This is a genomic window from Paludibacter jiangxiensis (genome assembly GCF_001618385.1).
Classification (GTDB): Bacteria; Bacteroidota; Bacteroidia; order Bacteroidales; family Paludibacteraceae; genus Microbacter; species Microbacter jiangxiensis.
This window is the reverse complement of record NZ_BDCR01000004.1, coordinates 371,721-390,717: the sequence shown is the minus strand read 5'-3', so window position 1 is coordinate 390,717 and position 18,997 is coordinate 371,721. Positions and strand designations below refer to the sequence as shown.

The 18,997-nt window shown below is 42.4% G+C and carries 15 protein-coding genes; 6 read left to right on the top strand and 9 right to left on the bottom strand.

Annotated features, from left to right (window positions below; all coding sequences use genetic code 11):
* The first annotated feature begins 16 nt into the window (after window positions 1-16).
* Genes pdxH through PJIAN_RS11730 form a run of 6 tightly spaced genes read left to right on the top strand, consistent with a single transcriptional unit; the run spans window position 17 to window position 3,347 of the window.
* Window positions 17-706, top strand: coding sequence for a pyridoxamine 5'-phosphate oxidase (gene pdxH / locus PJIAN_RS11755; RefSeq protein ID WP_068705277.1), 690 nt, complete (start codon window positions 17-19; stop codon window positions 704-706).
* 24 nt (window positions 707-730) lie between these two features.
* Window positions 731-1,321 carry an RNA 2',3'-cyclic phosphodiesterase gene (gene thpR, locus PJIAN_RS11750; RefSeq protein WP_068705276.1) on the top strand — a complete coding sequence of 197 codons (591 nt, stop codon included), beginning with the start codon at window positions 731-733 and terminating at the stop codon, window positions 1,319-1,321.
* A gap of 54 nt (window positions 1,322-1,375) precedes the next feature.
* The gene (locus PJIAN_RS11745) at window positions 1,376-1,678 is read left to right on the top strand and encodes a hypothetical protein (protein ID WP_068705275.1); all 303 of its coding nucleotides are present in this window, start codon (window positions 1,376-1,378) and stop codon (window positions 1,676-1,678) included.
* A 28-nt stretch (window positions 1,679-1,706) separates the two neighbouring features.
* Complete coding sequence (locus PJIAN_RS11740; protein ID WP_068705274.1) at window positions 1,707-1,910, top strand: hypothetical protein; 204 nt, start codon at window positions 1,707-1,709, stop codon at window positions 1,908-1,910.
* Window positions 1,911-1,962: 52 nt separating this feature from the next.
* Window positions 1,963-2,211, top strand: a complete 249-nt coding sequence (locus tag PJIAN_RS11735) for a putative signal transducing protein (protein WP_068705273.1) — start codon at window positions 1,963-1,965, stop codon at window positions 2,209-2,211.
* Window positions 2,212-2,234: 23 nt separating this feature from the next.
* On the top strand, window positions 2,235-3,347 hold the full coding sequence (locus tag PJIAN_RS11730) for a transglutaminase-like domain-containing protein (RefSeq protein ID WP_068705271.1): 1,113 nt from the start codon (window positions 2,235-2,237) through the stop codon (window positions 3,345-3,347).
* On the opposite strand, the gene PJIAN_RS11725 is transcribed toward PJIAN_RS11730, so the two are convergent.
* The 9 genes from PJIAN_RS11725 to PJIAN_RS11685 form a co-directional block, all read right to left on the bottom strand.
* A complete protein-coding gene (locus PJIAN_RS11725) occupies window positions 3,341-6,991 on the bottom strand; it encodes an alpha-L-rhamnosidase (protein WP_068705267.1) in 3,651 nt (1,216 codons plus the stop codon). The two genes, PJIAN_RS11730 and PJIAN_RS11725, sit on opposite strands and share 7 nt — an antisense overlap.
* Window positions 6,992-7,199: 208 nt before the next feature.
* Window positions 7,200-8,387 (bottom strand): aminotransferase-like domain-containing protein, encoded by a 1,188-nt coding sequence (locus PJIAN_RS11720; RefSeq protein ID WP_068705264.1) that lies wholly within the window; start codon window positions 8,385-8,387, stop codon window positions 7,200-7,202.
* A 270-nt stretch (window positions 8,388-8,657) separates the two neighbouring features.
* Entirely contained in the window at window positions 8,658-9,848 is a 1,191-nt protein-coding gene (locus PJIAN_RS11715; protein WP_068705262.1) for a thioredoxin family protein, read from the bottom strand.
* Window positions 9,849-9,934: 86 nt separating this feature from the next.
* Window positions 9,935-10,285 (bottom strand): YciI family protein, encoded by a 351-nt coding sequence (locus tag PJIAN_RS11710; protein WP_068705260.1) that lies wholly within the window; start codon window positions 10,283-10,285, stop codon window positions 9,935-9,937.
* Window positions 10,286-10,299: 14 nt separating this feature from the next.
* A complete protein-coding gene (locus PJIAN_RS11705) occupies window positions 10,300-10,689 on the bottom strand; it encodes a DUF1398 domain-containing protein (protein WP_068705258.1) in 390 nt (129 codons plus the stop codon).
* Between the two features lie 377 nt (window positions 10,690-11,066).
* The gene (locus PJIAN_RS11700) at window positions 11,067-11,639 is read right to left on the bottom strand and encodes an SRPBCC family protein (protein WP_153802559.1); all 573 of its coding nucleotides are present in this window, start codon (window positions 11,637-11,639) and stop codon (window positions 11,067-11,069) included.
* A gap of 122 nt (window positions 11,640-11,761) precedes the next feature.
* Window positions 11,762-13,585 carry an LTA synthase family protein gene (locus PJIAN_RS11695; protein ID WP_439951407.1) on the bottom strand — a complete coding sequence of 608 codons (1,824 nt, stop codon included), beginning with the start codon at window positions 13,583-13,585 and terminating at the stop codon, window positions 11,762-11,764.
* Window positions 13,586-13,740: 155 nt separating this feature from the next.
* Window positions 13,741-14,187 (bottom strand): MarR family winged helix-turn-helix transcriptional regulator, encoded by a 447-nt coding sequence (locus PJIAN_RS11690; RefSeq protein ID WP_068705252.1) that lies wholly within the window; start codon window positions 14,185-14,187, stop codon window positions 13,741-13,743.
* A 244-nt stretch (window positions 14,188-14,431) separates the two neighbouring features.
* A complete protein-coding gene (locus PJIAN_RS11685; protein WP_084252399.1) occupies window positions 14,432-18,892 on the bottom strand; it encodes an efflux RND transporter permease subunit in 4,461 nt (1,486 codons plus the stop codon).
* Between the last annotated feature and the right edge of the window lie 105 nt (window positions 18,893-18,997).

Below are 18,997 nucleotides of genomic sequence, written 5' to 3'. Positions count from 1 at the left end.
ATACTATTTTTGTAGAATGAATTTTTTCAAAAGTATATCCGGGCAAATACAAGGTAAATCTCTTCGTCAATTGGTTGCCAATTTTCGCAACGAATACATATCCAACGGAATAGCGGAATCGGATCTTAAAGAAAACCCGATAGACCAGTTTGAAGTCTGGTTCAATGAAGCTGTAAGCAATAAATTGCGGGAACCCAACGCAATGCACCTAGCAACGGCAACTCCCGATGGGAAACCATCCGGAAGAGTTGTCTTGTTAAAAGGCTTTGATGAACGCGGTTTTATCTTCTACACCAATTACTCCAGTCGTAAATCGCATGAACTTGAAGCAAATAATTATGCTTCACTTACTTTTCTGTGGCTTGAATTGTATAAACAAGTGAGAATAGAAGGCATCGTTCATCGCATTCCTCCGATAGAAGCAAATCATTATTTTAGCAGTCGCCCAAGAGGGAGCCAGATCAGTGCATGGGCTTCAATGCAGAGTCAGCCGGTGAACTCCAGACATGAATTAGAACTGCGCATGGAAGATATCGAAAAAGAATTCAGCGGAAAACCGGTGCCTCGTCCAGAAAACTGGGGAGGATATTGCCTGGCACCTACCAAAGTGGAATTCTGGCTGGGAAGATCTAACCGATTACACGATAGAATACTATACGAATTGCAAGCAGATAATACCTGGACCAAACAACGTCTTTCTCCATAATTCTGCCTGTATTGAATTAGCCAAATGAAAACAAAAAGAGTTTTTCTTGCTATTCCATACAATGGAGAAACACTCGTTACCGAAGCTATAAACCAACTGAAATCGGATTTATCAGACTATCGTATCAGATGGATATCGACGGACGATCTTCATCTGACGCTTTTCTTTTTCGGGCAGATTTCCACACAACAGGTTTCCGTCATACAAGACACTATTTTTGCCATAACAGACAATTTGCGGAGCTTTACCTTTGCTATTAATTCGACAGGGATATTTTATTCGGAACGTAATCCGCGGGTACTTTGGCTGGGTATCGACAAATCAGACAGTCTGATTGCCTTAAAAAACGAAATCGATCAGGCTTTGGCTTCTATTGGCTTTTTCGCCGACAAACAGCCTTTTGTGCCCCACATTACAGTTGGACGGTTTGCATCCCGGCAAATAGCGACTCCGCAACTTGTAAATACAATTGACGAAATGACAAACATGTTACCAATAGTCTGTAAAGGACAATCGGTTGTTTTGTATGAAAGCATTTTGTCGCCTGATGGTTCGCAATACAAACCAATAGAAACATTCAGGCTAAACGATTCTGCGTTAGAGAAAGAAACTTAGTTCAACTATTTTCGGACAGATTATTTATAGTCACCACATCAAAACTCAATTCAGATGACCAAAAATCGAATATCATTGTACATCATTCTATTGTTTTGCTTGCTACTAACCGTAAGTTGTGCCCATAAAGAAGTTGTGGATGCGTGTCTTAAAGGACATACTTATGGATTCTGGGGCGGTTTGTGGCATGGCATCATTGCACCTTTCGATTTCATAGGAATGCTATTCAACAAAGATGTGACCATGTATGCTCAAAACAACAATGGCAGTTGGTATGCCTTCGGTTTTTTAATTGGCAGTGGAGGATGGGGCATTATTGGGGGGAAAGGTATTTGCAGAAAGAAGCGTTGTCGGTGATTAAACTACAACTTAAAGATCGTACATTATGAACTTTTTCAAAAAGAAAACCACATGGATGAACGTTGAACTAATGGTGCTGAAAATTGCTATTGGTAGTGTCTTTGTACTGATTGGAGCATATTTTCATCACTTTATCCATTCCGTATTGATTCCGGTGATTATTTTATGTATCATCACTGTGGCGTGGGCGGTCGTTTTATGGCTGAAAAAGATGAAGCAGGAAAATTGAGAATAAAGCAGTTGCACGTCAAAGAAGCACAACACAAACAACAATAGCAATTATGCAGAATAAAGAACATGCCGTTGAAGCTTACGCCGGAACATTATGGGAAGCGCAGCTCATACAAAGCCTTTTGGAGAATGCCGAAATTGAGTCTTATCTTGTAAATGCTCTTTTAAATGCGTATGCGTTTAATCCTTCTATCGCCGGAAATGTCAAAGTAATGATTTCGAGTAACGATGTTGATCAAGCAACGATTATAATCAACGACTATTATACCAACAAACAAAAGGAGGATACAATGGGATAATAGTCGCATACAATACTGAATCTATGCGTAAATTCATATTTTGTACGACTTTCCTGTTATCATTTCTATTTTCACAGGCTCAAAAAACATACCACGGCTTACCCGTTATAACTGCAAAAGATTCAATGGCAGACTACCGGCTGGGCGATGACTGGTATGAAGGCCAGTGGAAAATTTCACCTCAAATAACCGCTGACACCCTCACTATTCAGTGTTTTCTACCTGTCGAAGATTTTACTTTTTACACAGATAAAGATAGCATTCAATTCTTCCTTCATCCCGGTCAGAGCCATAAGTTTTTTGTTTTGCTCAATGACACATCGTATGCCATAACTGTGATCCAGGCAATTAAACCGCATTTTACAACCTTAACCTTTGATTCTGTTGCATCTCTGCCTGCTCATCTTATTTACGAGAATAACAATCAAAATCCTTACCTGATTCAGTTGCGGGACAAATATCGTATCGATCGACTTGTTAAAGGAGCCGAAAGCAATTCGGAACGAGCCCTGAAAGTTATGCACTGGATTCATGGATTATGGAAGCACGATGGGTATAATGCGGCCGAGAAGAAAGACGCCTTGTATATTCTCGAGAAAGCAGAAAAAGGAGACAATTTTCGTTGTGTTGAATTTGGTATCGTTACAGCAGCATGCATGAACTCAATTGGTCTAAAGGCAAGAGTGCTCAGTTTGAAAGTAAAGGATGTGGAGACCAGATTATCAGGAGCCGGACATGTTGTTGCCGAAGTATATCTGAATGACCTGAAGAAATGGGTACTACTGGATAGTCAGTGGGATGCTATGCCGGTATTGCATGGAATTCCTCTTAATGCCGTCGAATTTCAGAAAGCCATTAAAGAACACTATTCACAACTTGAAATAAGTTCGTTATCGGGAGCAAGCAAACGAATGTATACCAACTGGATATATCCATACCTTTATTATTTCAATTGTCCGTTCGACAACCGGGAAGGTACGGATACTGAAAAACTTACCATTGACGGCAAGAAAGCGCTGATGCTTGTACCTCAGGGAGCAAAAAATCCTACTGTTTTTCAGGGTAAATACAAACTGGATTATTGCATTTATACCCATTCGCTGAACGATTTTTACGCACCACCTGTGTCTCACTGATTTAGAACTTCAAAGCTGTAATTTCCGGAGCCTAATTCAAACAATGATTTTCCATTTTCACTTTTCAGGAAACGTATGCCCTTCGCAAATTTAACTGCAGTCCCGCTCTCACTGATCCGGTTTACATCAGGCGCTTTAAGGAAGAGAGTCGCAGAGGTATTTGCCGGCACAGTAAACCGATAAATCGTTTTCCCATTCTCCAGCCTCCAGGAGCTCTCTATACGCCCATACATCGAGTCGTAATACCCTTCCGCATGAGTCATAACTCCATCCGGATCGGGAGTTGGCCGGAGCATAAAATGCTTGAATCCGGGGTCAGTTTCGTCACGATCAATTCCCAGAGAATAGTTATACATCCATGCCCCCACCGAGCCAAACGAATAATGATTAAAGGAATTCATGCTATTATTGCCTCCGAATCCATTTTCAAGTGTATACGAATTCAGTCGTTCCCAAACGGTAGTAGCCCCCTGTTTTACCGGATAAAGCCATGATGGATAGGTTGTTTGCTGAAGCAGTCTATAGGCAATAGAATCCAACCCATTATCCGACAACACTTTACTAATCCATGCAGTTCCCACAAAACCTGTCATCAGGGAATATGGCGGTCGAATAATTTCCTTGTCGTCTTTTACTTCATGACCGATATTACGAACAAGGTAACGGATTGCAGGTTCTCTGTTGGAATCGTTCAGCAGGTTAAACGCCAGAGGAACTACGTAAGATACCTGATTATCAAATGTTTTTGGAGGAAACAACTGGCGTGTTTTCTTTGTTGCCGAATCAATGTAAGTAGCATTGAAATGCTGTTTGCGTTTTTCAAAAAGTGTAGCATACGTTGTAGCATCTTCTTCTTTGCCAAGAATTTTTGCAATGCGGTGTATTAAATCCAGATCGTAAGCATAATAGGCATCCCACACAAGATTATTCACACCAACAGGACCGATCAGATTACCCTCAGGACTCAGCCAGTCTGCCAGTTGACCTGTAGTGGTGATACCAGTTTTCGCATCGATGTTTCTATTCAAATAGTCGATATAACGTTTCATGGCATCGTAATGTTCTGCCAGCATAGCGCTGTCTCCGTATTGAAGGTACGATTCCCAGGGGACAGTAATGCCGGCACTACCCCACACAATACCCCCGAAGCCACCTCCAATAGGAGCCACATCGGCAAAACGTCCATCGCCATACTGAGTATCGCGCAGTGCAAGCACATGTCGGCGAAGAAACTGAGGAACCATTCCCATGTAAGTAGCTGTACGGGAAAACACTGAAATATCGCCACTCCAGCCCATCCGCTCGTTGCGTTGCGGACAGTCCGTCGGGATAGACAAAAAATTACCCTGCATTGACCAGCAAATGTTTTTCCACAGGCGATTAACATCCGGATTGGATGTCGAGTAATGAGAGGTTATTTTTGGAACTGAACTCAAAACTTTGCCTTTAACAAAGGAAAGAGGCAATGGCTTATCAAGTCCTGTAATTTCGATATATCTATAACCGTGAAAGGTAAAACGAGGCTGAAATATCTCTTCACCGCCTTTGCAACGATAGATATCCTGTGCCAGTGCTGCCCGAATATTCTCCAGCATGATCATATCCTTATTCTCGCGGTATTCTTTCAGGTCGGGATATTGCATTTCCGCAAACCGAAATGTAATTACATGACCTTTTTTATACCCTTCAAGATGAATGCACGGTACTCCTACCATATTTTGCCCCATATCATATACATACACACCGCGACGAACTTCACTCACTAATTGAGCCGTGAGTTCGTTGACCTGTTTGACATTTTCGCCGATCTGTCCTATCAGTTCTGCTTGATCAGTATTGCTGAAAACCGGCATTTTTTCAACAGTTGCCTGATGATCTTTTTCGGTCATAGAGTCCTTATAAGTTGTTCCATCAGTCAACACCTCCATCGCCTTGCTCCACGCCGAATCATCATAATCCGAAGTCGCCCATTTCTCAATCAATTGTTCTTTCGTCGCATCGTATACTTCGCCCTGAAAGAAGCTTCCGTAACGAACTGGGCCATTGGCAAAATATTTCCATTTGGACGGATCGGAAGTGACTGTTTTAGATGTGCCGTCATTGAAACGGATGACCATTTTCATCAAAAGAGATTGGCGGTCGCCGAAGTAATTCCAGTTGACAGGCAAATAAGAAAGGTTACCGCTCCACCAGCCTTCACCCAGCATAACACCTACGGTATTTTTACCCTTTTGCAACAAAGAAGTCACGTCATAAGTCTGATAAAAATGAGTTTTATCGTACTGCGAGAGTCCCGGATTAAACCAGTCGTTCCCTACCCTTTTTCCGTTAATCCATAGTTCGTAAACACCCCTTGCCGTTACGTACACGCGAGCCGACCGGATATTTTTATTACCATTGTCAACAACAGTTCGCAACATTGGCATTGCATTTCGGGAAGGATTAGCCACAACAAAACACCCGTTTTGGCCACCGGAAAGAATAATCGAATGATTTTTAATTTCAACATTTGTTTTGCCACCTTTGAGTGCCTTAGCAAAAATGCCCTGATATTTACCGTCATCCGGAATATCTTCCGCAAATAAAACATTAGAAGGACTCCGGTAATTGCGTATTTGTAAATTCGAAAAAGCGGCTTTCTGTTGTTTACCAAGCATAAAGCCCACGTCTGCCAACATCGGAAATCCGATATAATCGCCACCAACGCCCATTGGATTTACCTGAATCCCGAAAGGAATATAAATATTATGATTTGCCGGCTTGGGGATCATAATTTTTTGTCCGTCAACTTCAAAATTCAAAGTGCCAACCGACGACTCTATCAGGATGGTATGAGCAGCATACACATTCCTGACATTGATAATGGATGTTGGGATCTCAACAGAGCCAATAGGCTTGTCTTGTTTGTCTTCAGGTTGGTACCCTACCCTGTAAACCTTTATCTGTGCAAAATCCTCTTTTTTATTGATAAGACTTGAGCAATCCAGTTCCACCCTGATGTAAGACGCATTTAGCTTATTGGACAGATTAAACACATTCTTATTTTTATCCATCAACCGTTTATCATTCGCACCAAACACAAGAGAAGCCTTAGAAGAACCGGAAACTGCATCGAGCTGAACGGTACAACCAATTTTGAATACAGAAAAATATTGGGAATAGAATGGAATTTGATCGCCGGTACCTCCAATCCATTTTGCTCCATTCCAGGCCTGGATCGAAGGATTCATTAAACCCGTTTCGAACCACGAACCGGCCGTAAGCTCTTCATTTTTTTGATTCCAGACCGTCAGATGCCATTGATAACGGTTTTCAGCCTGCAAAGGAATGCCGTGATATTCAATATTGAGAGAAATATTGCTTTCCTGTTTGCCACTATTCCAGACCGTGTTGCCTTTGTCATCATTGACCACAATTTGATACGCTTTCTGGAAGTATCCCCGTTCATTACCTTCAACCTGCATTTGCCAGCTAAACCGGGGTTTGGCAACGTCAATACCTATCGGCGTAGATGTGTATTCCGTAAGTAGGTTCGTTATTTTACAAAGAGAGGTTGACTGTGCAATAACCACCGAATTAACAGACAGATATAGCAGCAGAAACAGTATTGCCCGGAAGCTAAGAATTGTAGTTGAGCGTTTCATTTTGGTACTGATTAATGAACATTATTCGACCTAATGAGTCACTCTCAAATGTAGTTATTTTTTGATAAAATATATTCTCCTTTTTTGTGCGAAAATTGATTTTATAATCCGATCAATCAATAAAAAAACAATAGATTGGAAGAGGATAAACATTCAACAAATTTCTTACCGAATGACACAGGACATCCGGTAAGAAATAGAGTACGTATTATCCTAATCTTGTAAGTACTTTTGCCAACCTACAAATCCCCACTTCAATTTCAGACTCATTGGAACAGGAGAAATTCAGCCGACAGGTATTCACGTCCGTTTTGCCCACGTAAAATGGATTTCCGGGCACAAAAGCCACGTTCTCTTTGATGGCCAAGTCAAATAATTTCATCGCGCTCTGACCTTCGGGTAGCGTCAGCCACAAAAACATACCCCCTTCAGGACCTGTAAACATTACCTCTTTCGGGAAATACCGTTCAATGGCAGAAATCATTGCTTCAGCCTGTTTGCCGTAAGCCCGACAAATTTGTAATATGTGCTGATCGATGTTATAATCGGAGAGATACTGATGCACCAATCGCTGCGTAAAATAATCGGTGTGCAGATCAGCTGCCTGTTTTGCAATAATGAGGCGTTCCATCACATCATCAGGAGCCACTATCCAACCCATGCGAAATGCCGGAACAACCGTTTTTGAAAAGGTTCCCAGCAATATAGTTTGCTCGGGCAAATAATGGTAAAACGAGTTTTTGCGTTCTCCCCGGAACCGAATATCGCCATAAGGATCGTCTTCCACCAAAAACATCGGTTTTCCTTGGCATATTTCAGCAACTTCGCGTCTACGCTCTTCTGTATAGCTAATGCCGGACGGATTTTGAAAATTGGGAATCAGATAGGCCAGACAGGGATTCTCCGCATTAATCTTCTGTTTTAATATTTGAGCATCAATACCTTCGTCGGTGAGCGGAACCGTTACAAAGCGGGGATGAAAGATGGAGAAAGCCTGTATAGCACCCAAATATCCGGGTTCTTCCATCAACACGGCATCACCCTCATTGATAAAGATTTTCCCTAGCAAATCGAGCCCCTGTTGCGAACCGTTTGTAATAAGAATATTTTTGGAATCTATCTTCAAACCTTTGCGAGCATACCGTTCAGCAATCTTCTCACGCAATGGCAGGTACCCTTCCGTATTGGCATACTGGAGAATATTCCGGTCCGATCCCGACATCAGTTTCGCTGCGCTCGCCTGAAGTTCTTCTAACGGGAACAACTCTTTATTGGGTAAGCCACCCGCAAACGAAATCACTTCGGGCGAAATGGCTACTTTCAAAATTTCACGGATAAACGAACGGGGAACTCCTTCCATACGAGTGGCAAACCTGCCGGTTGATGATACATTCATAAGACAAAAATTATAAAAGTGAATATAAAAAGAAACCCCCTTCCGGTATTTACCGAAAGGGGGTTGGATATTTTGCGCAACACAAAACTATCACCTTCGGCAAATCCAGGGGATTCCGATGATAATAATAATGACCGCAATAATGTTTAAACTAATTCTCATTCTCAATTTTTTTAATAGCCCGAAAGCATAATGCAAAGGTAGAAATTTTGTTTTAAAAACCATGATCTTTGATCCAAGCAAGAAATCTATTGGTAGAAATCTACCGTTTTATTTGTCTCCCCGAAATCTTTTCAGTTCGTCAGAATAGAATTTAATCTGGTCAGGCGCATTTTGTTCCGTTGCTTGTTTCAGAGCCAGTTCTTCTTTCTGAATGGCCTCTTTTTTATTTCCCAAATCGAACAGAATATGTGCATAAGTATCGTTAAAAGCGTGCGTATCAGGCTTGTTATCCACGGTTTTCTTCGACCATATCTGAGCCTGCTTCAACGCATTGGTATCCTTAAACTTTTTATAGTTTTCGTAGACCATCCAACTTACATCATTCAGTTCCCAAACCGTAAATTTGTGCGCAGTGAATAAAGTCGATGTCATGTTTATCAATTTATCCCATGCTTCTTTATTCGTTTTATCGGTAGAATAGCTCATTTGAGCTTTACGGAATTCATTGATTAGTTTCGCTTTTGCAAAGAGTGCTGTATCTATTTTCGACAGTTTTTCATACTGGCTCTCTTTTCCCGGACGGGCATAATACCCAAACAGACTGGTAAGCTTATTATCTACAGCTTCTTGTCCGAATTTTTTTTCGTATTGCGTTTTATTTTTGACAAAGAAATTAAAGGCGAAACCATCAATATTCATCATAAAATAGGAAAACAAATCCCATGAAGGTCTCGAGAACCGGACAGAGTCATCTACGAGCGAGAAATGTTCGTCTATGTATTTCGTATCTGCAGATATATTGCAGGAATAGTAATTTTTCAGGGTTTCATGAGAGCGATCTCCATGGTTGATTTTTTTCTGCAGTCCGATCAAATTTTTAGTTGAATCCAGCGCCGCTTTTCCTGTCTCCAAAAAAAACGATGCAGGGCCAGCTCCCAGAGCCATGTGTACAATATTTCCATCTCCGTCAAGAAAGAGATAAGTAGGCCAGGCACGTATGTTGTATTTTGCAAATTGACCGGCATCTACCTTATTAATTTTCTCACAATCCACTTTCCAGTTCAGAAAGTGCTGATTAAAAAAGTTTCCGACTTCTGGCAATGGAAATATATTCTTTGCCATATACTTACAAGGTCCGCACCAGGATGTGTAACAATCGACAAAGAGGAGTTTGTTCGCTTGTTTGGCTTTGGCTAAAGCCGACTGTAACGTTGAATCACCAAGAAACTGTATCCCCTCATTCTGAGCCGAAAGAGAAACAGATACAGCTGCAAAAAAGATTAAAAAGATTTTTCTCATGATTGTAAGATTATTTGATTAAAAAACGCACATCAATTTTCGATGTTCACCATATTGAGTAGTGAATCAGTCTGGTATGTGATCTATTAGCCGGGCTGCCCCAGTTCCCGTATTTCCACACTTGTATTTTCACCTTGTAGTATCGGGCATTTTTCTGCAACACGTGTTGCATCATCCATATCTGTAGCACGGATAAGTATATAACCGGCAATTGAATTTCCATCTGCAATATAAGGCCCTTCTATAATACTTTTGCCCGCTTTCAGAACCCGTCCTTCTCTGGAAAAGTGGTTACCTCCTTCGACCAGTTGTCCTTCTTGATCAATATAATTTATCCACGACATCCATTGCTCCATATACCCGCGCATCTGTTCTTCGGTTGGTTGGGCTTCTTTAGTGGTTATGTCCATCCTGAATATCAATGCAAACTCTTTCATCGATATGACAATTATTAATGAGGAATCCGTTCTTCCAGTACTTCGATTGAAGCTTTATCGAAATAGAAACAGAGCATATCGTCCAGACTTACAAACCATTTCTCGATACCAGTTTCAGCACAATGATAACAAAAGGTATAAAAGTCGGTCTGGCCTTGCTGGTGGATTTTCAAATAGTGAATAAACCGTTTTCGATCGCATTCGTCATTAATAACCAAAGCATCGTATTGAGGCAATGATTTGGCTTGAAAACCATCTTCGCCGAAATATATAGTATGACCATCCTTCACCCAGATTTCAAAAGCAGTAACGCCCATTTGCCTGATTTCTGCAATATATTTGGGAAAGTCGGCGCCAGACTTCACCTTGCTGTGAGCCTGTTCAATCTGATCTACTGTAAACATAGTTTTTAGGTTTTAGAGTGATATTAGAATTCTTTGTGCAAGATAAGCAATTGTTTAGCCAATATCTTCAAATACCTATTTCCATTGTATCTCCTTTATCCTGTTCTTCGGATTGGTTTCGGCACGGTGCAGAAAAATCGATCAAAAGCCAAGGGTTACTCTGATTGATCATAAGTCGTGCTACAAAAAATAGTGATTGTCGCCTCAAAACTACAAATTTCTTTTCGTTAAATACATATTTAGGTTAACATTATTTTTATAGATAACAAAAAAGCCCCGTCCTATTGAGGACAGGGCTCTATACATCATTTGGAAAATTGTATCAGGAAACAGGGAAGAATGAACTAAGCGCCAACTCAAACTGTGTTAGTTTTCTTTTAAGTCCCATACAAATACTCTCTTATTGTTTTGATGATCCGAATGGGAGAATCGGCCAACACCATGTTTACCAGCCAGTCGGGCAATCCGGTTCCGGGATCAATGTAGAATTCAAGTTCCAGACGGGAGCGGTTTTTGTCGATGGGCCAAATTTTATATTCTTCCCAAAAATTCTTAATCCGGACGTAATCTCTAGTTTCAACACTTGTGCCCCGAAATGGGATGGAAGTTAACCTGCGTTCTCCGGTTAACGGGTTTATTGAGGCTGTGATATTAATATACAACTCTCTGTATTTGAATGGCCAGGGTAACCGGTAAACCACGTACAGCTGTGCCAAACGGTCTTTCTCGTAATTTAACACTTTCAACTGTGTAACATCTTTTGTCCACCAGTCGGTTTGATGCACATTTTCGAGCATTGCAAAAACTTTGTCGGCTGATGCCTGTATTTCAGCAATCCCCTTGAAATATTTCAATCCTTTGCCCGCTTCATGGCGTGAGTATAACTGAACCCCATGCTTTTCTTTGATAAACTTCCAGTTTTGAGCTGAAGTCAGGAAAGGAAAAATCATGGTTGACAGCCAAAATATTGCAAGGTATTTCCATTTGTTTTTCATCTCAATCTTCTCTTTAGAGTACAAATATAGCTCATGCAGACAATTGATATCATAACTTGTATACAGATAACAAAATTTTACCGTCTGGCCAGATCGTCATACAAACATTGCAGAAAAGCTTTTCCTTTGGTAAATTCCACTGATGCCTGATCTCCGTATACCACCTTTTTCTGAGCATGGTCGTACACCACCTCACGTTGCGGTGAAGCGAAACCGAACCCGTCGACAAAGTCAAAGAAACCGAACTGCGGATTGTTGGGATTCAACAGGTTTTTACTGAAAGTAAATGCCGAATGATCGATTCCCAACTGGTAAAGCAGTGTAGCTGCCTGATCAATCTGACTACCATAACGATCGACCTTCATCGGTTTCCGCACAGCCCCACCCGCCCAAATTATAGGAATTTTATATCGGTTAGGATCGGTATTCTCAATGGTTGCCGGATAACGCATGGCATGATCGGGAACAAATACAAGCAACGTATTTTTCCAAAGAGGTGATTTCTTCATAGCATCGATAAATACCCCCAAACAGCTGTCGGTATAGGCTACCGAATTGAGATACGGATCTTTGAGACGGTGCATCGGCACCTCAAAAGGTTCATGACTGCTAAGAGTCTGCACAACGGTAAAAAACGGCTGACGGGGCGGATGCTGCAAATCGTTGAGTAGTCGGCGTATCAGAATATGATCGGGAGCTCCCCACTTTGACATGCGCTCTTTCAATGAAAAATCCTTATCCGAAATAATTTTGTCGATGCCCGAGCTCATAAGGTACGATCGCATATTAGTAAAGTCGGCATCGCCACCGTAATAGTACGAGCAGGCATATCCCGCATTCTTCAAAGATTTCTGAATGGAGGGCAGGCTCTGACTTTTCACCGGATACTTCATGATGGATGTAGTGGGCTGCGCCGGATAACCGCTCAGGTTAGCAATAATTCCTCTGTCGGTACGGAAACTGTTGGCATAGATATGGGTAAACACCACCCCTTCTCCGCACAAACGATTCAGGTTTTGCGCCACAGGAAGCCCGCCCAGCGATTCAAAATCTTTCGACATGAAACTCTCAAGAATAAAGAAGATAACGTTAGGGCGTTGCTGATTTAACACTACCGGAACAGAATCGGCAGCAACCGGTTTTTCCCTGAGTTCAGAGAATATACGATGCGCCTCTTTGTCGTCCATAAAACGATACTGTTGTCCGAAATCGTTCTCTGCCCCGAAAGAAGCCATCAGGTTGAATACCGGATTCACGGCCGAATGATTGAGAAACAATACGTTACTAAAATAAGCTGTTCCCACATTCATTGTCGACACAGAAATACCTCCCCGAATCGGAATAAACAGCAAGGCCGCCAGTAACGTCATATAAATGGTATACACAACGCGACGTACGGGTACCTTCGGCATCTTTTGATACAAACTGAGCACATAGCGGCGGAAAAGCCAGTAAACACCGGCAAAACAGAGCGCAAAACAAACAATGCCCAAAATCAGCATCCAGGTAGAGACGCTTGCCAGCGCATCTTTGGGCGATTTCAGATAAAACAGCGGCGTGGTATCGATCCGAAAACCCCAATAGGAGTATAACTCTATATCGACTAAAAAGATAAGAGTGATAACAAGCAAAATGATAATACCGTAGACATTCACCGCCGGAGCAATATACCTGCGATCGACCCAAATGGACGCAATAAGCAGTAAAGCCGGAATAACGACGAAGTAACCAGCCGTAGAAAGATCCATGGGCAATCCATGCCAAATCACAGCAAACCAGTCACCGATCGAAGCTTTAGAGGCCTGATCCCAATGGTAGAGCATGAAAAGCGGTTTCTGCACTACAAAAAGAAGAATAAAGAAGAGATAGCTCTTAAGAAGGGTGAAAAGTCTTGAACTCACGGCACGTTTTTTTGACTGGAAGTAGTTTGTAACAATTCTACAAACAGTAATTTATGTAATTTTTTAATCTTACGCTTTGATTTATAACGTCAACAATAAAAAGTTTGCATGCCGGACGACACACAAACACGCCATTTATAGCAAAACAGAGCAATTCAGACAACCATTGAGAGATTGTGCATCATATGTCTTAATACATCCTGAAAGACCACCAGTTGACCTTCGTCAATATTCTTCATAGCATGAGAAACCATGTCAGATACAATATGGTTCACCTTTTCATAAACCAGCATTCCTTGCTCGGTAATGCAAATACGTTTTTTACGTTTATCTTCTGCGTCTGCAATCCTTTGTACAAGGCTTTTATTTTCCAGACGATCAATCAGACGGGTAACGTTAGGCTTATCTTTCTTTGTCAGGCCGCACAGAGTTTGCTGTGTTACCATATTTTGTTTTACCAAACAAGCAAGTATGGCATATTGCTCGGACGAGATAGCAATACATTCGCGAGCAAATGCCTTATAGAAAGGCCGCTTTATTTTATCTCCGACCCTGCCGGAAAGAATATTGAGTACGGTTTCGTATTCTACTACAGCTTCCATATTTTTAGTTCAATTTTAGATGCAATGACGATGTCTAATCGAATTGTTAATCCTTGCAAATGTACTCCCGAAAGAGCAAACTGCAAAAGAATCCAATTTTTGTTTAGCCTTTTTTAACCGACTGGTTATTAAACAAAAGTCATTCTATTTATTATCAGATTATTCTTCACTAAAGTCTCTTTTCAGAAGTATCTGCCGGACAATTTGACTCTATTTCATTTACAACCGTCCGGCAGATCTCTTCTCACTTTTCGTATCTACCGGTTACCTGCAGGTAAGCTGCCAGTTTGGATTTATATCTGGTCTGACTATCCGTCAACTGGTTTTTAGCCTGTTGAAGCATCGTTTCAGCTTCAAGCAAATCGGATATATTTATCATCCCGGCATTGAAATTATCCCGGTTTATGCGAAGATTTTCTTCTGCCTGTCCGATGGATTCGCTGGCAATAGCAATCTGCTTATAAGATTCAATCAGTTCGTTCCACGTCTTCTCAATTTCTAGTGCCAGCAATTCAGTGTTGTTCTTGCTTTGGGTACGGGCTATCTGCTCCTTTTGTTTACGGGCTTTCATTGTATGCGAAGCCTCCCACCAATCAGAAATCGGCACTTTGACCGAAGCCATTACCAACCCAAACGAATTGTGCGAACCTGCAACATTCTGATATACACCTCCTACCCCAACGGCAACTTCGGGCATGTACTCTCCCAATTTTAACTTTGACTGCAATTCTTCGGCTTTTACGCTTTTATTGAGCAATTTATACTCCTCGCGGTTTGTTACAGCCTGTTTCGAATCAAGATATACCTGCTCGGGCATTTTATAGAGAGGAATCTCTTCTCCAAATACGATTGCAGAATCGTAAGGCAGACCAATATACTGACACAAAACCATGGTAGATAGTTTAATACCATTGGAGAGCTGGAGTTCATTGATTTTCGTATCGCTTTTTTTCAGGGTTACTTTCATCACGTCATTACGATTAATCAAACCTGCATGATACGCATCGTTAGCTTGTTTATAGGTACTATCAAGCAACATTTGCAACATGCGCAACGTCTTCATCTTTTCGCGCAACGACACAATCTGCCAGTACTGCTCTTCGGCTTTTTGCAATACTTCACTCTTCGAAAGCACTACCTTGCTGGCATTGACATCTTCTCCCAGTTTTGCAAGCTTATTGCCGTTGATAATACGTCCTCCGGCAAATACCGGTTGCATAATGAGTATATTTCCAACAACTGCTTTATCGAGAGTCGATACAGACATGCCCGGAAAATAAGCGAACTGAGTTGCCGAGGCCAATGTCGACATGTCTCCGTTATAGACCGGCAAATTGACCGAAGGAACATTTACCTTGAGCAGGTTTTCGCTGAACTTGACCCAGTTGGCCGAAGCACTGATTTTTGGAAAATAACTGGTGAAAGCCGCTTTTCGCGTCTCCTGCGAAGCCTGCAAATCGAGATTGGCCTCCTTTATTTTTGCATTGTTTTGCACCGCCAGTTTCTTGCATTCATCCAGCGAAATTTCGCGTTTCTGCGCCGACAAAGAAATTGACGACAAACTAAATAACAACAACAGGATGGTTGCTCCCGATCCCACGCTTTTCTGGTAGGGCATATGATGTTTTTTTCTCTTTTCGTTGGGTTTCTCTTTATAAAGAACGGTATATAACACCGGCAGAATAAAGAGCGTCAGCACCATTGAGATGAGTAAACCAAAACAGATGACGGTTCCCAACGGTCCCCACAGCGGGGAACGGCTTATAATCATCGGGATCACACCCACCGAAGCTGCAGCAGAGGTCAGGAAGATAGGACGCATTCTGCGCTTGCCGGCAGCCAGAGCCGCCTCTTTCACGCCCATGCCATGCTCTACCCGCAACTCGCGCAGATAATCAATCAGAATAATCCCGTTTCGCACCACGATACCACACAAACTGGTGATTCCCAAGAATGCGGTGAGACTGAACGGATAACGGGCTAAAAACAGTCCGATGGCAGCACCAGGCAAGCTTAACAACATGGTCGACATGATGATGGAAGCCATCTTTATCTTTTTGAACTGGAACAACAGAATAAGGAAAATAAGTCCGATACTCAGCACCAAAGCGATAGACATCGGGATAAACGACATCTCCTGATCTTCGATTTCACCGCCGTACGACAAAGTTACCCCATCGGGAAATTTGAGTTTATCGAGTTGCGGACGAATTTCATTGGTAATAGCCGATGCAATATAGTTGGACGCCACATCGATTTGAATCGTCAACGTACGGGTACCATTGCGGTGAACAATCGTTCCCTCGTTCCATTCGGGCGAAAATTTGGCAAACGAACGTAGTGGCATGGCCGAATAACTCATCGGAGAGGTTACAAGCTGGTTACCAAGGAAATTCACATCCTTCTTTTCTCCCTGATCCTGCTTCAGTTCTACACCTACCGGATAATCGCCTTCCCAAACGGTTGTCAGCGGAACACCATTGAGTCCGACCATCACCGAAGTGGCAACCACCCCTTTGGAATATCCCATGCGATTGGCCTTGTCTTTATCGAGATCGACGCGAATGCTTTGGCTCTTCTGGCCCCAATCGGGATTTACCCAGGCAATACCTTTCACCGGTTTAATCACCGAATCGACCATGGCCTCTGCCTTGCGGATATCCTTAATAGAATCGCCGGTAATACGCAATTCGATAGGATATTTACTCTTTTGAAGGGCAAGAATTTTCCACTTCACATGCGCGTTCGGAAAAGCACCTGCAAGTTTATTGTTATACTCTTCACAAATTTCACGGGTTGCTTCGTTATCGATCGTGTTTACCATCAACTGGCCATAGTTTGGAGCCGGCATGTGGGGAGCATAAGCGGTATGGAAGCGGGGAGAACTGGTTCCGATAAAACTGGTAACCTTCGTCACGCGTTTGTCTTTTTCGAGCATGTCCGAGAGTTGATTCATAATCTTGGCGGTACTTTCAAGCGAAGCACCTTCATCCAGATAGACCTCTACGGCAAACTGATTACGCTCTACCTCGGGAAACAGACGTTGATCGATGCTTTTGAACAGAACAATGGCCAAAACAATAGAGCCCACACCGATAGCCAAAGTACGTTTGGGATGACGGAATGCCTTCTCGAGGGTTGCATCAAAGGCCGCCTGCATAATATCCAGAAACGACTTGCTCTTTTTTTCATCATCTGCTTTAAGCCCTTTCTTGATAAAATAGAAGTTAAGGAACGGAACAACAAAGAGTGCAACGGCCACAGAAACCACTAATGCAATACAAATAGTCAGAGGCAACGGCTTAAGGAAGTCACCGGAGGTTCCGGGCATCATAAACCCGAGCGGGATGTAAACCACACAGATGGCCAGCGTTGCCGTAATGATAGGTGTTACCAGCTCGCGTGCACTCTTGATGGCTGCATGCCACGAAAACATTTTATGATCCTTCTTATCGACATAGTTGTCGATCACCACAATGGAGTTATCCACAATCATCCCCAGCACCAGGATCAATCCTGCCAACGAAACGGTGTTGAGTTCCACGCCGAAGAAGTAGAGAAATCCAAGCGTAATCATTACCGAGATGGGCACCGTTAACCCGGCAATGGAAGCCACACGGCGCGGCAGCAACAACATTACCACCAGCACTACGGCAATAATCGCGATCACAAATTCGCGCATAAAATCGGTAACCGATTCGTTCACATACTCCGGAAGATTGGAAATAACATTTACTTCGATGCCACTCGGACAATGCTTTTTGAAATTATCGAGTGCCTGTTGCACATCCTTACCAAACGAAACAATATTATTACCCGGCTGCATTTCGAGCGAAAGCAAAATGGTTCTCTTTCCATTCTGTTTGATATAGCTGTCCGGATCTTTATCGCTGCAACGTTCTATCGTCGCAATATCTTTCAGGCGCACCACCCCACCCTTCGGGTCGGAGAATACAATCTGATCGGCCAAATCTTTTTCCGATTGAAAGTTCGGCGGAAAATGAACACTGAGATTGTTGGTACCCGTTTTCAGGGTTCCGGCCGGAGAAACCAACCCATTGGGCTGATACTGTGCCAGCAACGATAACGATTTGATATTGTACTCATTCAACTTCTCCGGTTCGACGTTTACATAAATTTTTTCACGCTGAATACCGTAATCTTTAATCTTCGATGCAGCGGGGATTTTCCGACATTCGGCTTTCAGCTTCTTCAGCTGCTCTTCCATCTCTTTGTATCCCTTGGTATCCGACGACAGGGAGATCAGCAGCGCAGACGTATCGCCGAAATCGCTGTTGGCAATCAGAGCCAACACCCCGGTGGGCAACGACGATTTGAATTCGTTCAGACCATGCTTCAGCTTCGACCAAAACTCATCGGCATTTTTTACGTCATCGTTGAGCTCCACATAAATATACATCATCCCGTCTTTCGATTCGGAATAGGTATCTTTCTTTTTCACCTCCTTGAATCCAAAGAGATAATTTTCAACCTGTTTCGTCAATTGTTCTTCCACTTCGGAAGAGGTTGCACCCGGATACACCCCAACAACCACTCCCTGACGAATGGTAAACTGAGGGAACTCATTGCGGGGCATTTTAAGTAACGCCACCACACCGAAAATCACAAACATAACGACCAATAAATTGGTTATGTTATGATTACGCATTGCCCATGCTATAAAGCCTATCTTTTTTTGCTTCATAATTTTATATTTTGATTCAAGAATCTAGAGTCAAGAGCCAAGAAACACGCGCTCCATACCCAAATAACGTTGACCGCTTTTCTAATTTCCTTCTTATCTAGTTCT